The organism is Nocardia sp. NPDC051929 (assembly GCF_044548645.1).
Taxonomy (GTDB): domain Bacteria; phylum Actinomycetota; class Actinomycetes; order Mycobacteriales; family Mycobacteriaceae; genus Nocardia; species Nocardia sichangensis.
The window spans coordinates 118227-140441 of sequence record NZ_JBIUCG010000003.1 but is presented as its reverse complement, the minus strand read 5'-3'; the positions used below and the strand labels follow the sequence as shown (position 1 = coordinate 140441).

The 22215-nt window shown below is 69.2% G+C and carries 22 protein-coding genes and 1 pseudogene; 17 read left to right on the top strand and 6 right to left on the bottom strand.

Annotated features, from left to right (window positions below; all coding sequences use genetic code 11):
- Window positions 1-89: 89 nt before the first annotated feature.
- Entirely contained in the window at window positions 90-563 is a 474-nt protein-coding gene (locus ACIHAX_RS04925) for a prepilin peptidase (RefSeq protein WP_364425840.1), read from the bottom strand.
- Between the two features lie 223 nt (window positions 564-786).
- On the opposite strand from ACIHAX_RS04925, the gene ACIHAX_RS04920 reads away from it, so the two are divergent.
- From ACIHAX_RS04920 to ACIHAX_RS04905, 4 genes are read left to right on the top strand one after another with little or no spacing between them, the layout of a single operon-like run.
- Window positions 787-1914 carry a Xaa-Pro peptidase family protein gene (locus ACIHAX_RS04920; protein ID WP_364425838.1) on the top strand — a complete coding sequence of 376 codons (1128 nt, stop codon included), beginning with the start codon at window positions 787-789 and terminating at the stop codon, window positions 1912-1914.
- 48 nt (window positions 1915-1962) lie between these two features.
- Window positions 1963-2526 carry an elongation factor P gene (gene efp, locus ACIHAX_RS04915; RefSeq protein WP_355070592.1) on the top strand — a complete coding sequence of 188 codons (564 nt, stop codon included), beginning with the start codon at window positions 1963-1965 and terminating at the stop codon, window positions 2524-2526.
- 34 nt (window positions 2527-2560) lie between these two features.
- A complete protein-coding gene (gene nusB, locus ACIHAX_RS04910) occupies window positions 2561-3070 on the top strand; it encodes a transcription antitermination factor NusB (RefSeq protein ID WP_397275866.1) in 510 nt (169 codons plus the stop codon).
- Window positions 3067-3330, top strand: a complete 264-nt coding sequence (locus ACIHAX_RS04905) for a YciI family protein (protein WP_364425833.1) — start codon at window positions 3067-3069, stop codon at window positions 3328-3330. Before nusB ends, ACIHAX_RS04905 begins: the two co-directional genes overlap by 4 nt.
- A gap of 280 nt (window positions 3331-3610) precedes the next feature.
- Here ACIHAX_RS04905 and ACIHAX_RS04900 read toward each other — a convergent pair whose 3' ends face one another.
- Window positions 3611-4861, bottom strand: coding sequence for an SLC13 family permease (locus ACIHAX_RS04900; RefSeq protein ID WP_397276044.1), 1251 nt, complete (start codon window positions 4859-4861; stop codon window positions 3611-3613).
- Between the two features lie 215 nt (window positions 4862-5076).
- Here ACIHAX_RS04900 and ACIHAX_RS04895 point away from each other — a divergent pair, with 215 nt between their 5' ends.
- The 4 genes from ACIHAX_RS04895 (at window position 5077) to ACIHAX_RS04880 (ending at window position 8095) form a co-directional block, all read left to right on the top strand.
- On the top strand, window positions 5077-5565 hold the full coding sequence (locus tag ACIHAX_RS04895; protein ID WP_355070600.1) for a DMT family transporter: 489 nt from the start codon (window positions 5077-5079) through the stop codon (window positions 5563-5565).
- 65 nt (window positions 5566-5630) lie between these two features.
- Window positions 5631-6137, top strand: coding sequence for a DMT family transporter (locus ACIHAX_RS04890; RefSeq protein ID WP_356961700.1), 507 nt, complete (start codon window positions 5631-5633; stop codon window positions 6135-6137).
- 89 nt (window positions 6138-6226) lie between these two features.
- Window positions 6227-6760: a DUF4334 domain-containing protein gene (locus ACIHAX_RS04885; RefSeq protein ID WP_355070604.1), complete on the top strand. Its 534-nt coding sequence runs from the start codon at window positions 6227-6229 to the stop codon at window positions 6758-6760.
- A 108-nt stretch (window positions 6761-6868) separates the two neighbouring features.
- The gene (locus ACIHAX_RS04880) at window positions 6869-8095 is read left to right on the top strand and encodes an FAD-dependent oxidoreductase (protein WP_355070606.1); all 1227 of its coding nucleotides are present in this window, start codon (window positions 6869-6871) and stop codon (window positions 8093-8095) included.
- A gap of 3 nt (window positions 8096-8098) precedes the next feature.
- On the opposite strand, the gene ACIHAX_RS04875 is transcribed toward ACIHAX_RS04880, so the two are convergent.
- Together ACIHAX_RS04875 and ACIHAX_RS04870 are read right to left on the bottom strand one after the other, a co-directional pair.
- Window positions 8099-9265, bottom strand: a complete 1167-nt coding sequence (locus tag ACIHAX_RS04875; RefSeq protein ID WP_397275862.1) for a serpin family protein — start codon at window positions 9263-9265, stop codon at window positions 8099-8101.
- Window positions 9266-9300: 35 nt separating this feature from the next.
- Window positions 9301-10287, bottom strand: a complete 987-nt coding sequence (locus ACIHAX_RS04870; protein WP_364425825.1) for a zinc-binding dehydrogenase — start codon at window positions 10285-10287, stop codon at window positions 9301-9303.
- An 83-nt stretch (window positions 10288-10370) separates the two neighbouring features.
- Here ACIHAX_RS04870 and ACIHAX_RS04865 point away from each other — a divergent pair, with 83 nt between their 5' ends.
- On the top strand, window positions 10371-10946 hold the full coding sequence (locus ACIHAX_RS04865) for a helix-turn-helix domain-containing protein (RefSeq protein WP_356961709.1): 576 nt from the start codon (window positions 10371-10373) through the stop codon (window positions 10944-10946).
- Window positions 10947-11041: 95 nt separating this feature from the next.
- Here the strand turns inward: ACIHAX_RS04865 and ACIHAX_RS04860 are convergent, their stop codons facing one another.
- Both ACIHAX_RS04860 and ACIHAX_RS04855 read right to left on the bottom strand, forming a co-directional pair.
- The gene (locus ACIHAX_RS04860) at window positions 11042-11755 is read right to left on the bottom strand and encodes an HD domain-containing protein (RefSeq protein ID WP_355070613.1); all 714 of its coding nucleotides are present in this window, start codon (window positions 11753-11755) and stop codon (window positions 11042-11044) included.
- A 95-nt stretch (window positions 11756-11850) separates the two neighbouring features.
- Window positions 11851-12477, bottom strand: a complete 627-nt coding sequence (locus ACIHAX_RS04855) for an alpha-ketoglutarate-dependent dioxygenase AlkB (protein WP_356961710.1) — start codon at window positions 12475-12477, stop codon at window positions 11851-11853.
- Between the two features lie 30 nt (window positions 12478-12507).
- Here ACIHAX_RS04855 and ACIHAX_RS04850 point away from each other — a divergent pair.
- The 8 genes and pseudogenes from ACIHAX_RS04850 to pyrF all read left to right on the top strand — a co-directional run.
- Window positions 12508-12708 (top strand): annotated as a pseudogene (locus ACIHAX_RS04850) (class I SAM-dependent methyltransferase); the annotation flags it as partial.
- A 422-nt stretch (window positions 12709-13130) separates the two neighbouring features.
- Window positions 13131-13763, top strand: a complete 633-nt coding sequence (gene pyrR / locus ACIHAX_RS04845) for a bifunctional pyr operon transcriptional regulator/uracil phosphoribosyltransferase PyrR (protein WP_379250969.1) — start codon at window positions 13131-13133, stop codon at window positions 13761-13763.
- A 40-nt stretch (window positions 13764-13803) separates the two neighbouring features.
- On the top strand, window positions 13804-14763 hold the full coding sequence (locus tag ACIHAX_RS04840) for an aspartate carbamoyltransferase catalytic subunit (RefSeq protein WP_355070621.1): 960 nt from the start codon (window positions 13804-13806) through the stop codon (window positions 14761-14763).
- Window positions 14760-16082 (top strand): dihydroorotase, encoded by a 1323-nt coding sequence (locus tag ACIHAX_RS04835; RefSeq protein ID WP_397275856.1) that lies wholly within the window; start codon window positions 14760-14762, stop codon window positions 16080-16082. Before ACIHAX_RS04840 ends, ACIHAX_RS04835 begins: the two co-directional genes overlap by 4 nt.
- 38 nt (window positions 16083-16120) lie before the next feature.
- Complete coding sequence (locus tag ACIHAX_RS04830; protein ID WP_356961716.1) at window positions 16121-16642, top strand: transporter; 522 nt, start codon at window positions 16121-16123, stop codon at window positions 16640-16642.
- On the top strand, window positions 16639-17751 hold the full coding sequence (carA, locus tag ACIHAX_RS04825) for a glutamine-hydrolyzing carbamoyl-phosphate synthase small subunit (protein WP_355070627.1): 1113 nt from the start codon (window positions 16639-16641) through the stop codon (window positions 17749-17751). Before ACIHAX_RS04830 ends, carA begins: the two co-directional genes overlap by 4 nt.
- Window positions 17751-21059, top strand: a complete 3309-nt coding sequence (gene carB, locus ACIHAX_RS04820) for a carbamoyl-phosphate synthase large subunit (protein WP_355070629.1) — start codon at window positions 17751-17753, stop codon at window positions 21057-21059. The genes carA and carB overlap by 1 nt, the downstream gene beginning before the upstream one ends.
- A 25-nt stretch (window positions 21060-21084) precedes the next feature.
- Window positions 21085-21909 carry an orotidine-5'-phosphate decarboxylase gene (gene pyrF, locus ACIHAX_RS04815; RefSeq protein WP_364425815.1) on the top strand — a complete coding sequence of 275 codons (825 nt, stop codon included), beginning with the start codon at window positions 21085-21087 and terminating at the stop codon, window positions 21907-21909.
- Window positions 21910-22215: the final 306 nt, after the last annotated feature.

The following is a 22215-nucleotide window of genomic DNA, read 5'->3' as shown; positions in this document are numbered from 1 at the left end:
TGCTACCGATGAATTGCTATTGATTTGCTGGCTTTGTGTGGCGTCCAGCGCGGTCCGGCGGCATTCTGGTGGCGTCGGGCGGAGCGGACTCAGGTCGAGTCGAAGACCGGCGACAGTAGGGCCAGCAATGTCGCCAGGCACATCGCAGGGCCGTGCGGCACGGTGAGCGCGCTGTCGCCCGGGTCGGCGGGGCGGGAGCCGAATGCGCGTCGGCAGACCAGTGCTCCGAGCGCGACGCATGCGGTGAGCGCCGGTGCTCCGAGTGCCGCCCAAACCCACGGACGGGCGCCGCCAAGGGCGGTCGCCCCGCCCAGCATCACCGCGAGCTTGACGTCGCCCGCGCCCAGCGCGGCGGGCGCGGCGAGGTGCACCAGCAGGTACGGCGCCGAAAGCAACAGCGCGCCCAGCAGAGCGGCGGTGAAATGCTTTGTGTGCAGGGCATATCCGAGCACGACCAGCGCTCCGGAGCCGGTCAGCCGGTTCGGGAGGCGTCCTTCACGCAGGTCGAACGTCGTCAGTGCCGCGCACCAGACGGTGAGCGCGGCGCACGCGAGTGGAGTCATGGCTCCACCTTCGCCCGGTTCCGGCGCGGGTCATCCGCTCCGGCCCGGAATGTGCACAACCGGTTCGGGTGTGAACAGGCTATGGGTCAGTAGTCCTCCGACTGTCGAGAAATGCTGGGCCGCAATGTTTTCGGGCGAAAATCGATGATTCGACAGCCGCGGACGGCCATGCCGATCACGCGTTGGCTGTCGGTGTGCGGTGTGTCGGCGGTAGTTTTGAGACATGTGTGCTGATCACCAGGGTCATGTGCCGGATTACGCGGCGCGGCGTGGCGCGCTGCGCAGCCTGCTGGTGGAGAACGGGGTGGACGCCCTGCTGGTCACCGATCTGGTAAATATCAGATATCTGACCGGGTTCACCGGCTCCAACGCGGCGTTGCTGGTGCATTCCTGGGACACGCGCACCGCCGAGGACCGGACCGTGATCGGCACCGACGGCCGGTATCGGACCCAGGTCGCCGAGCAGGTTCCCGATCTGCGGGCCGAGATCGCGCGCGCCGCCGCCCGGCGGATCGTGCAGCTGGCCGGTGAGTGGCAGGTCGGCCGGGTGGGTTTCGAAAGCCATGTGGTCACCGTCGACCAGCATCGCGGTTTCCTCGAACAGCGCACCGGCCTGGAGTTCGTCGCCTCGCCCGGGCTGGTGGAGCAGTTGCGCATGGTCAAGGACGCCTACGAAGTGGATCAGTTGCGGGCGGCCTGCGCGGCGGGCGATGCCGGTCTGGCCGCGCTGCTGGAGCGGGGCGGACTGCGTCCGGGCCGCACCGAGCGTCAGGTGGCCAGGGAACTGGAATGGGCCATGTTCGAACACGGCGCCGAAGCGGTTTCGTTCGAGACCATCGTGGCGACCGGCGTGAACTCGGCTGTCCCGCATCACCGCCCGACCGACGCCGTGCTGGCCGCGGGTGATTTCGTCAAACTGGACTTCGGCGCGGTGGTGGGCGGTTACCACTCCGACATGACCCGCACGTTCGTGCTCGGCGCGCCGACCGACTGGCAGCGCGAGGTGTACGCGCTGGTCGCCGAGGCGCAGCGGGCCGGGCGGGAGGCACTGCGCCCGGGGGTCCCGGTATCCGACGTGGACGCCGCGTCGCGGGCGGTGATCGAGGCGGCAGGGCACGGCAAGTTGTTCGTGCACGGCCTCGGCCACGGGGTCGGTCTGCAGATCCACGAAGCGCCCGGAATCGCGAAAACCGGAACCGGTACACTTCTGACTGGCGTGGCGGTGACCGTCGAACCAGGTGTGTACTTTCCCGGCCGCGGCGGGGTCCGGATCGAGGACACGCTCGTGGTGCGCGAAGGGGGCCCGGAGCTGCTCACCCACACCAGCAAAGACCTGACCGTCGTCGACTGACGCCGGTCTGCCCGAGACCAAGCGGTAGAACGAGGAGATCCGAAGACAGTGGCGGACACCAGCGACTTCAAGAACGGCCTTGTGCTGAAGATCGACGGTCAGCTCCAGCAGATCACCGAATTCCAGCACGTCAAGCCGGGCAAGGGCCCCGCGTTCGTGCGGACCAAGCTGAAGAACGTCGTGTCCGGCAAGGTGGTCGACAAGACCTTCAACGCCGGTGTGAAGGTGGAGACCGCGAACGTCGACCGCCGCGACATGACGTACCTGTACCACGACGGCACCGACTACGTCTTCATGGACGGCGAGACCTTCGACCAGATCTCGATCGCCGAGGAGACCATCGGCGACGGCGCCCGCTTCCTGCTGGAGAACATGACCGTGCAGGTCGCCACGCACGAGGGCGCGCCGCTGTACGTCGAGCTCCCGGTCTCGATCGAACTCGTGGTCCAGCACACCGACATCGGCCTGCAGGGTGACCGCTCCACCGGCGGCACGAAGCCCGCCACCCTGGAGACCGGCGCCGAGGTGCAGGTCCCGCTGTTCATCAACACCGGCGACAAGCTGCGCATCGACTCGCGCGACGGCAGCTACCTCGGCCGGGTCAACGCCTGAGCCGCGGGCCGGCCGATCCCGGAATGATGTGACCGTGGCTGACCAGCCCGTGGACAAGAAGTCCACGTACAAGAAGCTCGGCGCGCGGCACAAGGCCCGCCGCCGTGCGGTCGACCTGCTGTTCGAGGCGGAGGCCAGGGACGTCGACGCCGCCGACCTGCTCGACGAGCGCGCCGAGCTCGCCGCCCGCGACCAGTCGGTCGCGCCGGTGCACGCCTACACCCGGACATTGGTCGAGGGTGTGGCCGACGATCTCGACCGGGTGGACGGAACGATCGAGTCGTACTTGCAGGACTGGACCTTGTCGCGGCTCCCGGCCGTGGATCGCGCGATCCTGCGCATCGCGGTCTGGGAGCTGTTCCACGCGAGCGACGTGCCTCCGGTCGTCGCCGTGGACGAGGCGGTGGAGCTGGCCAAGGAGCTGTCCACCGACGACTCCCCGTCCTTCCTGAACGGCGTGCTGGGGCAGGTCGTCCTGGTGGCGCCGCAGGTGCGCGCCGCCGCTGCCGCGACGAGGCCCCCCCGCCCGGAGTCCGAGGCGTGAACAAGTACCTCGTCCTGGCGATGCGCACACCGCGCTTCGATAACGCCGTGATCGAGCCGCACCGGCAGTTCCTGCAGTCGCTGCAGGAACTGGGGCAATTGCAGGAGAGCGGCCGCTTCACCGACGGCACCGGGGGCGCGTACATCATCTACGCCGAAAGCCTCGACGCCGCAAGGGAAATCGTGTTCACCGATCCGGTGCACACCACCGGGTCCTCGGAACTCACGATCTACGAGTGGGAAGTCACGGCGCCGAGCTGACTTCGACTGCGCGTCGGAGCCTGCGCGGGCTTCCCGGCTCGGTTCGCGTTCCTGCGCGGCGGCGTGAGGCGGGGCAACGCGACGTCCGTGCAACTCCTACCGGAGACCGCGCATGGCTCCCGCTGGTGGGTGTACGGATGCCCAGCGGGAGCACCGGAACTCGGGTTCCGCGCGCGGAGACCGAACCCGGACGTGCGCCTCGATCCGGCCTCGACAGTATCCTCGTACCTCGACCGCACTCGAGGTCAAGCGAGGCGCTGACTGGCGGGTGTCTCGGCGGCTAACTCGTCATCAGCAGCGCTGTGACCGCGCCTGCGGTGGCGACCGTCGCGAGCGCGGCACCGGTCAGGACGAAACGTCGCATGGGTACCCGTACGCCGTGCATGCGGCAGAACTCCAGGCACAGCAGTGTGGCGAGCGAGCCCCACGGCGTGACGATCGGGCCGACATTGGTGCCGATCAGCAACGCGAGGAGTTGATCGCTGTTCTGCGCGGGGATCACCGCCTCGCCCGCGGTGTAGGCGGGCAAATTGTTCGCGACATTGGACAGACCCGCACCCGCCGCGGCGGCTCGGAAAGCGCCGGACGCACCCGAGTCGGTGCCGATCAGAGCATGCATCGAGTCGCCGAGGCCGAATCGGCTCAGGGTGGGCACCACCAGGAACAATCCGACCACGAACACGAGCAGCTGCCACGGGATGAGCGAAAGCCGCAACGCGCCGCGATCGAACACGGCGAACGCCGCCAACGCGATGAGCGCCGCGACCGTCGCCGCGACGCCGATCCGGTCGCCGACGACGGGGATCGCGACGATGAACAACAGACAGGCCCCGGCTGTCGTGTAGAACAACGAGCGCTCCCGGAAGTTCACGGGCCGGATCGGCTCGGGCGGCACGTAGCGGTCGGTTTCCCGGCGTCCGCGCCGCCAATACCACACCCACAGGCACACCGTCGTCGCGGTGATCGAGACCATCTGCGGCGCCAGCATTCTGCTCGCGAATCCGGTCGCGGTCAGTGCCACCCGGTCGGCGGCGAGCAAATTCGTGAGATTGGAGACCGGTAGCAGCAGGCTCGCGGTGTTCGCCAGCCACAGGGTGGTCATGGCCAGCGGCAGTGGCGGGATCCGAGCGGGCGCGGCGAGTGCCAGCATGACCGGGGCGATGAGCACGGCTGTGGTGTCGAGGTTCAGCAGCACCGTGGTCGCGGAGGCGAACAGCACGCAGAGGCCGAACAGCGCCGGGTAATGGCCGCGACCGAGGATCGCGAGGCGATGGGCGATGGCGTCGAAGACCTTCGCCTGCCGGGTGAGCTCGGCCAGCACGATCACGCTTGCGAGAAACAGCAGTAACGGGCCGATGCGGCGCATGTTCGCGGCGGCCTCGTCGCGGGGCAGGAGCCCGGTGAGCACGCACAGCAGGCCGGCCGCGAGCAGGGCGAGCCGGACCCGGTCCAGGACGCTGAGCCGCCGCTCGGAGGTGGTCGCGGGCGGGTTCCGTGTGGAGGAATCGACCAGTTCGGGCACGAGTGCCATCATGGCAGCCCTTCGTTCGCGTTCCTTCCCGGCCGAGACGGGCCACGGCAGTCCTCGCTTACCCATTGAACGTACCGTTATTCGATGGTACGTTATGCGGGTCACACAGGTCGGACGTCGGTTCCGGCACAACCGGTCCCATTTTTCGGGTGGAAAACGTTGTGTCCGACGCAATCTCGGTGTTCGTCCGCCGTCGAGCCAAGGATGTATTGCCCATGAGCCTCGTCATCGGACTGGTATTTCTGTTCATCCTGGTCGGAGGCAGCCTACGGTCGGCCGAAGCCGGCTGTCAGAACACGTTGATGAACCACATGAAGAACATGTGGCTCTGCGCGGTGATTTCGTATGCCGTTGCGCTGACCGGCTTTTCGATCTTCCTGGCGCTCTCGTCGAAGACGCCGTGGCCGACGCTCGACGACGTTCGGAACATGCCGTGGTGGGCGCCGTTCGGCGGCCTGCTGGGCGGCGCGGCGGTGATGGGGATGATCGCGGTCGCCCGGCATGTCGGCGTGGCGACCTTCAGCGCGCTGGTGATCGTCGGCGAGATGGTGGTCGCCGTGATCATGGATCACTTCGGACTCATGGGATTCGAAGAACGATCCGCCAGCGTTCCGCGTCTGGTGGCCTGCGGGCTGATCACGCTCGCGATCTACCTGATGGCCGATGAGCCCGCGGGCGACGAGCCCAGGGTCAGCGTCACCTGACAGCAGTACGCCCACCGCTGCCGGTTTCAGCCATCCCACTTTTCGCACCCTCCCGAGGATTCTCGATGACGGTTCAGACCGCCGAAAAACCCCGTGCCGCGCTGCCCCGCGTCACGATGGCACTCATCTTCGCGTTCATCCTGGTCGGCGGCGCGCTGCGCTCCGTGGAAGCGGGTTGCCAGAACTCGCTGAAGCTCGCATTGAAGAACGTCTGGCTGTGTGGCGTGATCTCCTACGCCGTCGCATTCACCGGCTTCGCGATCTTCCTCACAGTGGCGCTGCTGGTTTCCAGGAACCGGCCGTGGCCGACGAAGGCCGACATCCGGAGTATGCCCCGCTGGGCGCCCTTCGGTGGCCTGCTCGGCGGGGCCGCGATCCTGGCGATGATCTCCGTGGCCTCCGATGTGGGCGCGGGTACGTTCAACGCCCTCATCATCGCGGGACAGATGTTCGGTGCGCTCACGATCGACCACTTCGGGCTGATGGGATTCCCGCGGCGCACGGTGAGCTCGAAACGCGTCGTCGCCTGCGTCATGATCATCGCCGGGATCTATCTCATGGCGACCTACTGAACATCCGTGCGGACCTGGTCGACAGCGGCGTTCTGAGAGACAGATAGGGTAGCTATCGCAACGTTGCCTCGCTGAGGGAAGTGGGAGACATGGCCGCGAACGAGCTGACCGTGACGGACATCCGTACCGCACAGGAGGCGTGGGCGCTGTTCGACCGACTCCCCGCGGCGCGGGTCGAGGACGTCACGACCGGGCGCTGGCGAGGCGAAGAACTGGACACCGGTCATCCGATGGACGGTGTGCTGGTGGCTTCGGGCTGGTACGGCAAGCAGTTCGACGGCCCCGACAGCGTGCATCCGCTGTTGTTCACCTCGGGCGGCGCGGTGTTCGCCGTCGATCCGCGCCGCGTCCCGGTCGCGTTGGCCGGGCGGGTACCGCTGCCCGGTGTGCGGGCCCTGCGCAAGTTGCTGCCGGTCCTGCGTCCCGCGCTGCGCACGCGCAAGCACACCGCGCGTCTGCGTGAGGTCGAATACCGCGGTGTGACAAGTGCCGCGATGGTCTACGACCACCTGCCGATCATCGATCATTTCCGGCGCGCCGACGAGCACACCCTGCTCGGCGTGATGGATTTGCGTGGTATGGCCGAACCGTATTTCTTCGTGCTGCATCGGGATATCGGCTGAGCCGGTCGGCCGTCGCCGATCCGGGTCCGGCGCCGCGCCCGCCACACTAGGATTTGCGCGAACAGGCGACACCTTGCGGCGATGTGGTGACCGAGGGAGACACAGTCGATGGAGCGCACGACCTGCCTGGTGGTTGGTGGGGGACCGGCCGGAATGATCCTCGGGCTGCTGCTCGCCAGGGCCGGGGTCGAGGTCACGGTGCTGGAGAAGCACAAGGACTTCCTCCGTGACTTCCGCGGCGACACCGTGCATCCCACCACCCTCGATCTGCTCGACGAACTGGGTCTCGGCGCGGAGTTCGCGAAACTGCCCGCGCGCAAGGTGGATCGAGTGCAACTGCCGATCTCGGGCGGCCTGCAGACGCTCGCCACGCTGACGCATCTGCCGGGCAGGCACAAGTACATCGCCATGGTGCCGCAGTGGGATCTGCTGGATCTGCTCGCGCGTGCCGCGGCCGACGAACCCACCTTCCGGCTGCGGCTGAACACCGAGGCCACCGACCTGGTTTGGATCGACGGCCGGGTAGGTGGCGTCGCCTACCGGACCGTCGACGGCGCCACCGGCGCGATCGAAGCCGATCTCACGGTGGCCTGCGACGGCCGCGGCTCACTGCTGCGGTCGGCCGCGGGACTGCCGATCCGCACGTGGTCGACACCCATGGACGTCTGGTGGTTCCGCCTGCCGCGCACCGAGATCGATCCCGCGGGCGCGCTGCCGATCGTCAGCGCCCGGCGGGTGGCGGTGCTGCTCGATCGCGGCGACTACTGGCAGTGCGCGACGTTGATCGCCAAGGGCGCCGATGAATCCGCCCGCCGCGGGCCGGTGCGGGACGTCATGCGGAGTCTGGCCGAGGCCGCTCCCTGGCTCTACGACCGGATCGACGCCTTGACCAGCTGGGACGAGGTGAAGTTGCTGGAGGTGAAACTCGATCGGCTGACCAAGTGGTACACCAACGGCCTGTTGTGTCTGGGCGACGCCGCCCATGCCATGTCCCCGGCCGGCGGCGTCGGCATCAACCTGGCCGTGCAGGACGCCGTAGCCGCGGCCAGGATCCTTGCTCCGCCGCTGCTCTCGGGGACGCTCGGCACCAGGGAGTTGGCGAAGGTGCAGCGACGGCGCCGATTCCCGACCGTGGTGACACAGGGAATGCAGCGACTCCTGCACACCGTCGCGGTCGCGCCCGCCCTCGACGGACGAGTCGACATCGCGAGTTCCCCGCGCGCACCGCTGCCGGTCCGCATTCTGCGGCGCATCCCCGTGATTCGCAGCGTGCCGACCTTCTTGATCGCTCGCGGTGTCTTGCCCGAGCACGCCCCGCACTTCGCGCGGCGGTAGCGCTCAGGCCGGCACGTCGGGGGAGGACGTAGGCGCGGTGGCGATCCAACCCGCGACGACCGCCAGACCCGTCGGGCGGTGCACGGCGAGGAAACCGAAGGGCCGGTCGAAGACCACCGAGACGACAGGCGCGTAGTCGTGCCGCAGGACGGCCGCTGCCGCGCGCAACGCGAAGGCCGTCACGGCGGCCGCCTCGAAACCTTCGTGGCCGAACCGGGCGAGCACTTCCTGCGCTCCCTGGCCGACGCACAGTGGGTCCGGGGAGATCGCCGGGAAGTGGCCGTGGGTGCAGTCGGTCGCGGCGGTCAGGCCGAACAAGCCCGGCGCGGTGAGCAGATCGTGGGTGGAGCGGACCTCGAAAGGCGGTAGCTGGACGCGCAGTCGGCCAGTGTTGGGTACCACCGGCTCGGTACGCACGTTCAGGCCCGGTCCCTTCGTGCCGACCGGCAGGTCGGAGCGGATCGGCGCACTGCCGGACAGCGCGGCCAGGCCCGTTTCGAGCACGGCGCCGGGTGCCCCGGTGCCGAGCAGAAGGTGGACGTCGAGGTCTGCGACGCCTTCGACGACCACGCGGGTGACCGGTTCCGATGCGTCCAGGATCGCGGCGTTCGTCAGGTCGCGGCTCGTGCGGGACAACCCGGGTCCGCGATGTCCCCGCCACGGGCCGTCCTCGGGTGCCAGCGTCCCGACATCGAAGGGCGCCTGCCACTTCGTCTTCGCGACCAGCGCGGTGGCGAGTACCAGCAGCGTCTCGGGATCGACCGTGAGGGGAAAGCGTTCGATGAGCCCATCGGTGTGCCGGGCCGCCCAGCTGTCGAGCTCGGACTGCCCGGCCAGCCGCGCGAGCACGCTCTCGGGAAGCGACTGCGACCACGGCTCGTGCAACGGAAGGTCGCGGCGCACCCACACTCCGAGTGCGGCCGACACCGCCTCCGCGCGCTCGAGGTCGTCCAGCAGCCGGAGCGCCGCGGCTTGCCCGTCCGCCGCGGGCAAGCCGGTCGCGGTCGTCAGTTCGTCCCGAGCCGGACCGTCCGCCGCGGAAGCGAGCAGGGCGAGCAGCGGCCATACCCCGGCGCCGGACACCACGAAGTCTCGTTCGCCCGCCGCCGCGCACCACCGTGCGGTGAGCGCGTTGGCGGCGCCGACATGGGATTCCACAGAAGTCCGCACCAGCCCACCCTAGCTACGCCGGGGGCCGCGCGGCGTTATCCGGACACGGCGGAGCCCGGGCGCAGCACGATCTTGCCCAGTACCGTCCTTTCCTCCAACAGGCGATGCGCGCGGCTCGCCTGGTCCAGCGGCAGCACGGCCTCGACCAGCGGGTCGAGGCCGCCCGCCGCCGCGCGGGCCAGAACGGCGGTGCGCGCTTGAGCTACTCGGTTCAGCCAGTCCGGTCCTGCGCAACCGACGAAGGTGAGCCCGCGCATGAGCAGGTCGCTCGCCGACACCTGCGCGGGTGCTCCGGACAACCATCCGTAGCCCAGCATCCGGCCGCGCAGGGGTGTCAGGAGATCGAGCAGGCCGACGGCACTCGCGCCGCCGATCGAATCGAACACCACGTCCACCGTCGCGCCGTCGAGTGTTTCGCGCAGCCGGGTGGTCCAGTCCGGATCGTTGTGGTCGATCACCTCGTCGGCTCCCAGTTTGCGCGCGTGGGCGACCTTGTCGGGACCACCTGCGGTCCCGATGACGCGAGCCGCCCCGAATTCTCTCGCCAATTGGGTCAGCGCGCTGCCGATGCCCGTGGCGGCGGCTTCGATCAGGACGGTTTCGATGCCGGTGAGCGCGGCGGTCTCCAGCAGTGGAATCGCCACCGATCCGTTCATCAGCACCGCCGCGGCGTCCACGAAGGACAGGCCGTCCGGAATGGAAACCACGGAATCCGCGTTGGCGGCGACGAATTCGGCGTAAGCGCCGGAACCCTGGGTCGACACGACGACCCGGCGTCCGATCAGCGCCGGATCGACCTGCGCGCCGACCTCGGTGACGACCCCTGCGGCTTGGAAACCGAAAACCAGCGGCAGTGGCGCGCCGAGCGGGAACTCGCCGGAGCGCAGCTTGGTCTCGGGGAACAGCACCGGGATCGCCTCGGCGCGGATCACCACCTCGTCCGCGTCTGCCCGTGGCGCCGGGACGTCCGCGGTGACCAGCACGTCCGGGCTGCCCGGCGCCGTCATTACGATTGCCTGCATATGAACTCCATAAGTTGACTGACGGTCCAATTGACTCACCGATGATATGGACCGTCGGTCAACTTGTCTAGAAAGTGGGTGCGATGGGCGACGGACGGCCGAAGGAACGGGCCGACGCGGCGCGCAACCGGCGGGCGATAGTGGACGCCACCTTCGCCCTGTTGGCCGAGCACGGCGCCGAAGCGATCACCATGGACCGCGTCGCGGCCGCCGCCGGAGTGGGCAAGGGCACGATCTTCCATCGCTTCGGCAGCCGGGCGGGACTGTTGCACGAGATGGTCGCGCAAAGCGCGGTCGCGCTCATGGACGCGGTCACCAGCGGCCCGCCACCCCTCGGCCCCGGTGCGCCCGCCGATGCCCGGCTGGTCGCCTACTTCGACGCCATGGCACGGTTGGTGATCAACAATTCCGAGCTGATGGTCGCCTATCGCACCGAGCCGCCACATCCGCGAACCGCCGAATTCCACGCGTTCTGGGACCACCACATCACCACGTTGCTGCGCGAGGCGCGTCCGGACCTGGACGCCGAAGTTGTCGGGCGGCTACTGCTCGGCGCGCTGAGCGCCGAACTGGTGCCTGCCATGGTCCGCGCGGGCGAGACGGAACGGTTGCTGGCCGCAGTCCGCGAGCTGGTCGAATCGGTGCTACGCGCGCCCTGACGCTCGTGCGGCATCGCGACCGGCGCGTCGGTCCGTCTACGGCTCGACCGTTCGTGTGCGGCACGCGGTTTCGATCCGCTCACACCGCGCGGCGATCAGTCCCGCGACAGAATGGCCTCGAACCGTTCGTCGGCTCGGTCGAGCTGATCGAGGATGTGCTGCCGGACGTGCTCGGCCAGCGGCGTGTCCGGCCGGGTGACCAGATCGCGGTACACGTCGGTGAGCGGGCGGTACTTGGCGGCGAGTCTCGCCATCGCGGGGCCGGTGGCGTAGAGGATGCCCACACCGTTGTCGGTGAAGTCGGAGAGCTTGATGACGCGGGCCCACGGGTCCCGGTCCAGATTCGTCGCGACATGCTCGCGGTACTGCGCCTGCCGGTCCCGGGCCGGATCCGGCTCGGGATTGGTCACCGCGGCCACGAGATCGGCCACTCGCGCACCGAACCGATCGGTGAGCGCGCCCAGTGCGGCGTCGACGGTGGGTCCGGGACGATCGGCGGCCAGCTCGGCGGCGTGGTCCTCGACCGCGTCGTGCAACAGCCCCGCCGCGACCACGTCCGGATCACGAACCTCGTAATGGCTGATGATCCGAATCGACACGCGCAGAAGATGACTGAGATAGGGCTCGCGGCCGTACCGATCGTCGCGATGCAGATCGGCCGCGAGATCGAGCGCCGCGGCCAGGCGTTGCGTGTCCGGCAACTCGGCGATTTCCAGCAGTAATCGTTCGCGCAGCCCGGCCTCGCCGTAGACCTCGCTGATCGTGTGCAGCGGCATCACGGCCAAGACCCCCGCCCCTGGATTGCTCATAATGCCAGGCTAACCGGAGCGAGGGACACGTGGCGGACGACGATCACTTCCGACCTCGACGATGGTTCAGCTCGAAACGGTGCGTGGGAGCAGGGTCAGCGGACGCCGCGTGGACGGTACTGGATGCTGATCCGCGGACCGGTGGGCCTGCGCGTCTTGGGCACGGCGTGCTCCCAGGTGCGCTGGCAAGAGCCGCCCATGACCAGCAGGTCGCCATGTCCGACAACGTATTTGATGCTCGGGCCACCGCCGCGCGGCCGGAGTAGCAGCGCCCTTGGCGCCCCGATCGACACGATCGCGACCATGGTGTCGTGGGTGGCGCCGCGGCCGATGGTGTCGCCGTGCCAGGCGACGCTGTCGTGCCCGTCCCGGTAGTAGCACAGGCCCGCGGTGCGGAACGGTTCGCCGAGTTCGCGCCGATAGTGCTCGCTCAGTGCTGTGCGCGCGTCGGCGAGTGCCGGATCCGGCAGCGGTTCGTGCTCCGCGTAGAACCGCAGCAGCCGGGGCACGTCTACCACGCGGTCGTACATCGGCCTGCGTTCGGCTTTCCATGGCACGCCGTCGACCAGTCGGTCGAACAGTGCGTCCGCGCCCGAAAGCCAACCGGGCAGCAGATCCACCCAGGCGCCGTGGTCGAGCACCGTACGGCGCGCGTCGCGCAGCGGCCCGAGTTCGGTCTCACCGAACCCGTCGAGCAGCGATCCCTGTAGCGGTGTGGACATGCGGCCGAGCGTACCGCTGATCGAACATATGTGCTAGCGGTTTTCGGTCATGGGCCGGTATTGGAGGCGGCCGACGCCCGTCCCCTCTGCGCGAGACATGTCGTGGCGGCCGATCTGCGCGGCGACTGGGTGGCCGCGCTGCGCGTCGAGGGGTTTCGCGCCGACGTCCCGACCCACTGGGTCGACGAAGGGGTGCTCGGATATCTACGGCGTGCCGACGCCCTCCGGGTGGTGACCACGCTGACGGAGCTGTCCGCGCCGGAAAGTCGCTTCGGCGTCGGCAAGTTCGACACCGATCAGCACAGCGACCGGTACACCGAGCTGCGGTGGTTGGTCCGGGCCGGGGGAGACGGGCCGAGGGAGCCCAGTGGGCTGGGACCCGGCGCCGAACAATGGCTCGCCGAGCACGGATGGCGGACCGAGTTCCGGGCCTGGGACGACTTGGTGGCGCCGCTGGAGCGTCACGTGCTCCTGGGCAGCCGCGATCTCGGTGTATTTCTCGCCGTGCGCCGACAGCGGTCGCTGCCCCGCGCTCAGTGGCCCCGCTCACAGCGCGATATGCCTGGTGAAACCGGGGGTCGGGGCGCTGCTACGCTGCTTGCCGTAAGACATCCTTTAACGGACCGTCCGGTGAGGCGGGGAAGGAGGTCGGCATGGCCGTGCCCGAAGAACGGGCCGCCAAGTCCGGCGCTGCCGAGACATCGCAGCGACATACCCCGGAATGGGTGGCGGCGGGACGAGAGCTGTTGTCGGCTTCGGATGTCGGGCGGACCGTCGCGCGCATCGCGCACCAGATCATCGAGAAGACCGCGCTGGACGCGGGTGAGCCGGGCGCGCCACGCGTGGTGCTGATCGGCATCCCCACCCGGGGCACCACCCTGGCCGCGCGGCTCACCGGCAAGATCGAGGAATTCTCCGGCGTCCGCCCGGCTCTGGGCTCGCTCGACATCACCCTCTACCGGGACGATCTGCGCAGCCGCCCGCACCGGCCGCTGGAGCGCACCTCCGTTCCGGAAGGCGGTATCGAGGACGCGCTCGTGGTGCTGGTCGACGACGTCCTGTTCTCCGGCCGCACCGTCCGCTCCGCGCTCGACGGTCTGCGCGACCTCGGCCGCCCGCGCGCGGTGCAGCTGGCGGTGCTCATCGACCGCGGTCACCGGGAACTGCCGATCCGTGCCGATTACGTCGGCAAGAACGTGCCGACCAACCGCTCCGAGGACATCTCGGTGCTGCTGACCGAACACGACGGCCGGGACGGCGTCTACCTGCACCAGGAGGAGGCGTGATGAAGCTGCCACACGCCGGCTCGCGGCAGGAGGCAGGCGCGTGAGGCATCTGCTTTCGGTCGCCGCGCTCGATCGCGCCGCCGCGAACGAGCTGCTCGACGAGGCCGAGCGGTTCGAACAGGCGCTGCTCGGCCGCGAGGTGCACAAACTGCCCACGCTGCGCGGGCGCACCGTGATGACGGTCTTCTACGAGAACTCGACCCGGACCCGGGTCTCGTTCGAGGTCGCGGGCAAGTGGATGAGCGCGGACGTGATCAACGTGAGCGCGAGCAGCTCCTCGGTCGCCAAGGGCGAGTCGCTGCGCGACACCGCGCTCACCCTGCACGCCGCGGGAGCCGACGCGCTGATCGTCCGGCATCCGGCCTCCGGCGCCGCGCACCAGATCGCGCGCTGGATGGACGAGTGGGCGGTCTCCACGGGGCGCGGCTCCGGCCCGGCGGTCGTCAACGCGGGCGACGGAACGCACGAGCACCCGACCCAGGCGTTGCTGGACGCGCTGACCCTCCGGCAGCGGCTCGGCGACATCGAGGGCAAGCGGGTGGTCATCGTCGGTGACATCCTGCACAGCCGGGTCGCGCGATCGAACGTCTTCCTGCTGGCCACACTCGGCGCGGAGGTCGTGCTGGTCGCTCCGCGCACGCTGCTTCCGGTCGGCGTGGAGAGCTGGCCCGCCCGCGTCTCACACCACTTGGACGCCGAGCTGATCGGCGCCGACGCCGTGCTGATGTTGCGGGTGCAGGCCGAGCGGATGAACGGCGGGTTCTTCCCGTCGGCCCGCGAGTACTCGATCACCTACGGACTCTCCGAACGCAGGCTGGCCCTGCTGGAAGACCACGCGGTCGTGCTGCACCCCGGCCCGATGCTGCGCGGCATGGAAATCGCGTCCTCCGTCGCGGACTCGCCGAAAGCCGCTGTGCTGCAACAGGTCACCAACGGGGTGCACGTGCGGATGGCGGTGCTGTTCCGCCTGCTCGTCGGAACCCAGGAGGCAGTGGCATGAGTGGAAGGAACGACGCCATCGTTCTGATCAAGGGCGCGCTGCTGTACGGCGAAGGCGAACCGGTCGACGTGCTCGTCGCCGACGGGGAGATCCGTCAGATCGGCACCGATCTGGGCGTGGTCGACGCCGAAATCATCGACGCGCAGGGCCAGATCCTGCTGCCCGGCTTCGTCGACCTGCACACCCACCTGCGTGAGCCGGGCCGCGAGGACACCGAGACCATCGAGACGGGTTCCGCCGCCGCCGCGCTCGGCGGCTACACCGCGGTGTTCGCGATGGCCAACACCAACCCGGTCGCCGACTCGGTGGTCGTCACCGACCATGTGTGGCGGCGGGGACGGGAGGTCGGCCTGGTAGACGTGTATCCGGTCGGCGCGGTCACCGTGGGCCTGGAGGGCAAGCAGCTCGCCGAGATGGGGACCATGGCCGCGGGCGTCGGGGCGGTGCGCATGTTCTCCGACGACGGTCACTGCGTCTACGACCCGCTGATCATGCGCAGGGCCCTGGAGTACGCGAACTCGCTCGGGGTGCTGATCGCGCAGCACGCGGAGGAGCCCAGGCTGACCAAGGGCGCCGTCGCGCACGAGGGGCCGACCGCGGCCCGGCTGGGGCTGGCCGGCTGGCCGCGCGCGGCCGAGGAGTCGATCGTGGCCCGCGACGCCTTGCTGGCGCGCGACGCGGGCGCCCGCGTGCACATCTGCCACGCCTCCACCGAGGGCACCGTGGAACTGGTGAGATGGGCCAAGTCCCAGGGGATTTCGATCACCGCCGAAGTGACCCCGCACCACCTGCTGCTGGACGACTCCCGGTTGGAGACCTACGACGCCGTCAACAAGGTCAACCCGCCGCTGCGCGAGGCGTCCGACGCCGCCGCGCTGCGGCAGGCGCTGGCCGAGGGCATCATCGATTGCGTCGCCACCGACCACGCGCCGCACGCCGAGCAGGACAAGTGCTGCGAGTTCGCCGCGGCGCGGCCCGGCATGCTCGGCTTGGAGACGGCGCTGTCGATCATCGTGCGGACCATGGTCGAGCCGGGGCTGCTGGACTGGCGCGGCGTCGCCCGCGTGATGAGCGAGCGACCGGCCGCGATCGTCGGCTTGGACGAGCACGGCAGACCGCTCGAGGTCGGCGAGCCGGCCAACTTGACGCTGGTCGACCCGGAGGCGAGCTGGACGGTGCGTGGAAAGGACCTGGCCAGCATCTCGAACAACACGCCGTTCGAGGCGATGACCTTCCCGGCCCGGGTGACGGCGACGTTGCTGCGCGGCCGGGTCACCGCCAGGGACGGCAAGGCGCTGGTCGACCGGGCGGAGGCGTAGATGAGCAACCGAGGCGCAGCCGTTCGAGGAGGTTCGTAGTGGAGAGAACACTCTGGGTGGTCGGGCTGCTGATCCTGTTCGCGGCCTGCCTGTGGCTGATGTACCGGGGCTGGCGCAACCGCGCGGCGCGCCAAGCCGAGCGCGTCGGCACGCTGCCCACCGTGCCTGCGGAACTGGGTGCGCAGGTATTGGAGCCGACCACCGGCCTGTACTTGGGCAGCACCATCGCGCCGAGCTGGCAGGACCGGATCACCGTCGGCGATCTGGGTTTCCGGGCCACCGCGGAACTCACGCGGTTCGAAAAGGGGATTCTGCTCGAACGCGACGGCGCGACGGTGATCTGGATTCCGGACGAATCCATCACCGCGGTGCGCACCGAACGCGGGCACGCGGGCAAAGTGATGACGGAAGATGGTGTGCTGGTCATTCGCTGGAAGCTGCCGACGGGAACCGAGATCGATACGGGTTTCCGCGGCGACGACAAGTCGGTCTACCCGGCTTGGCGCAGGCTTCCCGCGGCGGATCAGAGCGGGACGATGACGGGAGATGACGAGGGATGACAGGAGAAGCAGCACTCGTGCTGGAGGACGGCCGGGTGTTCCGCGGCCAGGCCTACGGCGCCGTGGGCCAGACGCTCGGTGAGGCGGTGTTCTGCACCGCGATGACCGGGTACCAGGAGACCCTCACCGACCCGTCCTACCACCGCCAGATCGTGGTGGCCGCCGCGCCGCAGATCGGCAACACCGGCTGGAACGACGAGGACGACGAGTCCACGAAGATCTGGGTCGCCGGGTACGCGGTGCGCGACCCGGCGCGGCGCGCCTCCAACTGGCGCGCCACCAGGACGCTGCCGGACGAGCTGGAACGTCAGCGGATCGTCGGCATCGCGGGCATCGACACCCGCGCGCTGGTACGTCATCTGCGTACCCGCGGTTCGATGAAGGCGGGCATCTTCTCCGGCGACGCGCTCGCCGCCGCGGACGAGCTGGTGGACCGAGTGAACGGTCAGCCGTCCATGCTGGGCGCCGACCTCGCCGGCGAGGTGACCACCGACGCGCTCTACACGATCGAGCCGGAGGGCGACCATCGCCGCACGGTCGTCGCGGTCGATCTCGGGATCAAGACCAATACCCCGCGCATGTTCGCGCAGCGCGGCATGCGGGTGCACGTGGTGTCCTCGAACACCACGCTGGACCAGATCCTCGAACTGAAGCCCGACGGGGTCTTCCTGTCCAACGGTCCAGGCGACCCGGCCACCGCCGACGCGGCGGTCGAGTTGACCCGCGGCGTGCTGGGCGAGGGCCTGCCGCTGTTCGGTATCTGCTTCGGCAACCAGATCCTCGGCCGCGCGCTCGGCCGGGGCACCTACAAGATGAAGTTCGGCCACCGCGGCATCAACATCCCGGTGGTGGAGCACGAGACCGGCCGGATCTCGATCACCGCGCAGAACCACGGTTTCGCGCTGGAAGGCGAGCGGGGCGAGCGGTTCGACACCCCCTTCGGCACGGCCGAGGTGAGTCACGTCTGCGCCAACGACGGCACGGTCGAGGGCGTCCGGCTGGTCGACGGTCGCGCCTTCTCCGTGCAGTACCACCCGGAAGCCGCCGCCGGACCCCACGACGCCGCGTACCTGTTCGACCGTTTCGCCGGTCTCATGGAAGGAGCCTGATGCCTCGCCGCGAGGATCTCGAGCACATCCTGGTGATCGGTTCTGGCCCGATCGTCATCGGCCAGGCGTGCGAATTCGACTACTCCGGCACGCAGGCGTGCCGGGTGCTGCGGGCCGAGGGCCTGCGGGTGTCGCTGGTCAACTCGAACCCGGCGACGATCATGACCGATCCGGAGTTCGCCGACTCCACCTACGTGGAGCCGATCACGCCGGAGTTCGTGGAGAAGGTGATCGAGAAGGAGCGTCCGGACGCCATCCTGGCCACCCTCGGTGGCCAGACCGCGCTGAACACCGCGGTCGCGCTGCACGAGCGCGGAGTGCTGGCGAAGTACGGCGTGGAACTCATCGGCGCCGACTTCGACGCCATCCAGCGCGGTGAGGACCGGCAGAAGTTCAAGGACATCGTGGCCAAGGTGGGCGGCGAGAGCGCCCGCTCCCGGGTCTGCTTCACCATGGACGAGGTCCGCGATACGGTCGCCGAACTCGGCTACCCCGTGGTGGTGCGCCCGTCGTTCACCATGGGCGGCCTCGGTTCCGGCATGGCCTACAACGAGGAAGACCTCGATCGCATCGCCGGCGGCGGCCTGGCCGCCTCGCCCACCGCGAACGTCCTGATCGAGGAGTCCATCCTCGGCTGGAAGGAATACGAACTCGAGCTGATGCGGGACGGCCGCGACAACGTCGTGGTGGTCTGCTCGATCGAGAACGTCGACCCGATGGGCGTGCACACCGGCGACTCGATGACCGTCGCCCCGGCGATGACGCTCACCGACCGCGAGTACCAGAAGTTGCGTGATCTCGGCATCGCCATCCTGCGCGAGGTCGGCGTCGACACCGGCGGCTGCAACATCCAGTTCGCGGTGGACCCGCGCGACGGCCGCCTGATCGTCATCGAGATGAATCCGCGCGTGTCGCGTTCGTCCGCGCTGGCGTCGAAGGCGACCGGCTTCCCGATCGCGAAGATCGCCGCCAAGCTGGCCATCGGCTACACGCTCGACGAGATCGTCAACGACATCACCAAGGAAACCCCGGCCTGCTTCGAGCCGACCCTCGACTACGTGGTCGTCAAGGCCCCGCGGTTCGCGTTCGAGAAGTTCCCCGGCGCCGACGGCACGCTGACCACCACCATGAAGTCCGTCGGCGAGGCCATGTCCCTCGGCCGCAACTTCTCCGAGGCGCTCGGCAAGGTGCTGCGTTCGCTGGAGACCAAGGCCGCGGGCTTCTGGACCCAGGACGACGGCGCGTGGACCGACGTCGAAGCGATCCTCGAAGACCTGCGCACGCCCACCGAAGGGCGCATCTACCAGGTGGAGCGGGCGCTGCGGCTGGGCGCGAGCATCGAGGACGTCGCCGCCGCCTCCGGCATCGATCCGTGGTTCGTCGCGGAGGTGGCCGGTCTGGTCGAGTTGCGCCAGGAGATCCTCGACGCGCCCGTGCTGGACGAACCGCTGTTGCGGCGGGCCAAGCACTACGGCCTGTCCGATCGTCAGCTGGCCGCGCTGCGACCCGAACTGGCAGGGGAGAGCGGTGTGCGCGCCCTGCGCCACCGGCTCGGGGTCCGCCCGGTCTTCAAGACGGTCGACACCTGCGCCGCCGAGTTCGAGGCCAAGACCCCGTACCACTACTCGGCCTACGAACTCGATCCCGCGGCCGAGTCCGAGGTGGCGCCGCAGCCCGACCGCGAGAAGGTGATCATTCTCGGGTCCGGGCCCAACCGCATCGGCCAGGGCATCGAGTTCGACTACTCGTGTGTGCACGCGGCGCAGACGCTGTCGAAGGCCGGATACGAGACGGTGATGGTCAACTGCAACCCGGAGACCGTCTCCACCGACTACGACACCGCCGATCGCCTCTACTTCGAGCCGCTGACTTTCGAAGACGTGCTCGAGGTCTACCACTCCGAGTGCGAGTCCGGCACCGTCGCCGGTGTCATCGTGCAGCTGGGCGGGCAGACCCCGCTCGGCCTCGCGCAGCGGCTCACAGCGGCGGGCGTGCCGGTGGTCGGTACCAGCGCGGCCGCCATCGACCTGGCCGAGGACCGAGGCGAATTCGGTGACGTGCTGGTCGCGGCCGGTCTGCCCGCGCCGAAGTACGGCACCGCGACCACCTTCGCGCAGGCGCGCAAGATCGCCACCGACATCGGCTACCCGGTGCTGGTGCGCCCCTCCTACGTGCTCGGCGGCCGGGGTATGGAGATCGTCTACGACGAGAACTCCTTGGAGGGCTACATCTCCCGGGCGACCGAGCTGAGCCCGGAGCACCCGGTGCTGGTCGACCGGTTCCTGGAAGACGCGATCGAGATCGACGTCGACGCGCTGTGCGACGGCGAGGAGGTCTACCTCGGCGGCGTGATGGAGCACATCGAGGAGGCGGGCATCCACTCCGGTGACTCCGCCTGCGCGCTGCCCCCGATCACCTTGGGCCGCAGCGATATCGAGTCGGTGCGCCGCTCGACCGTCGCGCTCGCCAAGGGTATCGGCGTCCGCGGCCTGCTCAACGTGCAGTACGCGCTCAAGGACGACGTGCTCTACGTTCTGGAGGCCAATCCGCGCGCGAGCCGGACGGTTCCGTTCGTGTCGAAGGCCACCGCGGTGCCGCTGGCCAAGGCCGCCGCGCGGATCATGCTGGGCGCCACCATCGCCGAACTCCGCAAGGAGGGCATGCTGCCGAGCGAGGGCGACGGCGGGCACGTCGCGCTGGACGCTCCGGTCGCGGTCAAGGAGGCCGTGCTGCCGTTCCACCGCTTCCGGCGCGCCGACGGCAGCGGCGTGGATTCGCTGCTCTCGCCGGAGATGAAGTCGACCGGCGAGGTGATGGGCATCGACGCCGATTTCGGCACCGCCTTCGCCAAGAGTCAGACCGCCGCCTACGGCTCGCTGCCCACCGAGGGCACCGTTTTCGTCTCGATCGCCAACCGGGACAAGCGCGCGATGGTCTTCCCGGTGAAGCGCCTGCACGACCTCGGCTTCCGCATCCTCGCCACCGAGGGCACGGCGGAAATGCTGCGCCGCAACGGGATTCCGTGCGAGCAGGTGCGCAAGCACTCCGAGGTGGGGCCGGACGACGAGCCGACGATCGTGGAGCAGATCCGCGACGGCGAGGTCGACATGGTGTTCAACACGCCTTACGGCAACTCCGGCCCTCGCGTGGACGGCTATGAGATCCGCAGCGCGGCGGTCGGGGTGAACATCCCGTGCATCACCACCGTGCAGGGTGCGGCGGCCGCGGTGCAGGGCATCGAGGCCAGCATCAACGGTGGCATCGGCGTGCGGTCGCTGCAGGAACTGCACTCGGTGCTGCGTGGGTGAGCCGCGACCGGACGGAACGGGTGCGATGAAGACCTTCGGCGACCGCCTGCGGCACGCGATGCGGCAACTGGGGCCGGTGTGCGTCGGCATCGACCCGCACCCGGAACTGCTGCGGTCCTGGGGACTGACCGAAGACGTCGAGGGACTCGAGCGGTTCGCCGAGATCTGCGTGGAGGCGTTCGACGGCCTCGTCGCACTGGTCAAGCCGCAGGTCGCGTTCTTCGAAGCCCACGGCTCCGGGGGCATCGCGGTCCTGGAGCGCACCATCGAGGTGCTGCGGGCCTCGGGAACCTTGGTGCTCGCCGACGCCAAACGCGGCGATATCGGGTCCACCATGGACGCCTACGCGCGGACCTGGCTGGCCGACGGCCCGCTCGGGTCCGACGCGGTCACGGTCTCGCCGTATCTGGGCTTCGGTTCGCTGGCACCGGCGCTGACGCTCGCCGAGGCAGGCCACCGCGGCGTCTTCGTGCTCGCGGCGACCTCGAACCCCGAGGGAGCGCAGGTGCAGCGGGCGGTCGCGGCGGACGGCCGCACGGTCGCGCAGACCATGGTCGACGAGGCGGCGGCGCGCAACGCGGGCGGGGAGTTCGGTTCGGTCGGCGTTGTGGTCGGCGCCACGCTCAGCGAGGCGCCCGATCTCTCCGCGCTCAACGGCCCGATCCTCATGCCCGGGGTGGGCGCCCAGGGCGGCGGCCCGGAAACCATCAGGGAGCTGGTCCCGAAGGCGATGCTCCCGGCCGTCGTGCCGAACGTCTCGCGGGAGGTGCTGAGGGACGGGCCCACCGTTCCGGCACTGCGTGCCAGAGTGCACGGCTTCCAGGACGCGTTCGCGTTCCTCCAGAAATGACCGCGAAAGGCCGGCGCATCCGCGCCGGCCTTCGTCGTTTCCGTCCCGCGAGCGTGCAGGTGTTCGCACACACGTGCCCCTTAGCGGGGCCTGTGCGCGCTGCTGCGCTGATTTCGGGGCCGATCGGTGCACGGATGGGCGCAACGCTCCTGGACCGACGTACAGGGGCCGGTATCCGGCACCGGATGCCGATCATGGCGGCTGAAACGGCTCGGATGTGACGCCCGACACGCGCAAAAAACTCGCGACACGCGGAGAATTTCCAGAAAGTTCCTGGTAGGGCGCGTGAGGGGTTGCTGGAGAGAT

Coding starts and splice junctions, on each gene's coding strand:
- ACIHAX_RS04855 (WP_356961710.1), bottom strand. CDS start 12,477: ATGTCCACACCGCTACAGGGATCGCTGCTCGACGGGTTCGGTGAGACC.
- ACIHAX_RS04870 (WP_364425825.1), bottom strand. CDS start 10,287: ATGCAGGCAATCGTAATGACGGCGCCGGGCAGCCCGGACGTGCTGGTC.
- pyrF (WP_364425815.1), top strand. CDS start 21,085: ATGAAGACCTTCGGCGACCGCCTGCGGCACGCGATGCGGCAACTGGGG.
- ACIHAX_RS04835 (WP_397275856.1), top strand. CDS start 14,760: ATGAGTGGAAGGAACGACGCCATCGTTCTGATCAAGGGCGCGCTGCTG.
- ACIHAX_RS04925 (WP_364425840.1), bottom strand. CDS start 563: ATGACTCCACTCGCGTGCGCCGCGCTCACCGTCTGGTGCGCGGCACTG.
- ACIHAX_RS04885 (WP_355070604.1), top strand. CDS start 6,227: ATGGCCGCGAACGAGCTGACCGTGACGGACATCCGTACCGCACAGGAG.
- ACIHAX_RS04880 (WP_355070606.1), top strand. CDS start 6,869: ATGGAGCGCACGACCTGCCTGGTGGTTGGTGGGGGACCGGCCGGAATG.
- ACIHAX_RS04920 (WP_364425838.1), top strand. CDS start 787: ATGTGTGCTGATCACCAGGGTCATGTGCCGGATTACGCGGCGCGGCGT.
- carB (WP_355070629.1), top strand. CDS start 17,751: ATGCCTCGCCGCGAGGATCTCGAGCACATCCTGGTGATCGGTTCTGGC.
- ACIHAX_RS04865 (WP_356961709.1), top strand. CDS start 10,371: ATGGGCGACGGACGGCCGAAGGAACGGGCCGACGCGGCGCGCAACCGG.
- carA (WP_355070627.1), top strand. CDS start 16,639: ATGACAGGAGAAGCAGCACTCGTGCTGGAGGACGGCCGGGTGTTCCGC.
- ACIHAX_RS04895 (WP_355070600.1), top strand. CDS start 5,077: ATGAGCCTCGTCATCGGACTGGTATTTCTGTTCATCCTGGTCGGAGGC.
- pyrR (WP_379250969.1), top strand. CDS start 13,131: ATGGCCGTGCCCGAAGAACGGGCCGCCAAGTCCGGCGCTGCCGAGACA.
- ACIHAX_RS04900 (WP_397276044.1), bottom strand. CDS start 4,861: ATGGCACTCGTGCCCGAACTGGTCGATTCCTCCACACGGAACCCGCCC.
- ACIHAX_RS04890 (WP_356961700.1), top strand. CDS start 5,631: ATGACGGTTCAGACCGCCGAAAAACCCCGTGCCGCGCTGCCCCGCGTC.
- ACIHAX_RS04860 (WP_355070613.1), bottom strand. CDS start 11,755: ATGAGCAATCCAGGGGCGGGGGTCTTGGCCGTGATGCCGCTGCACACG.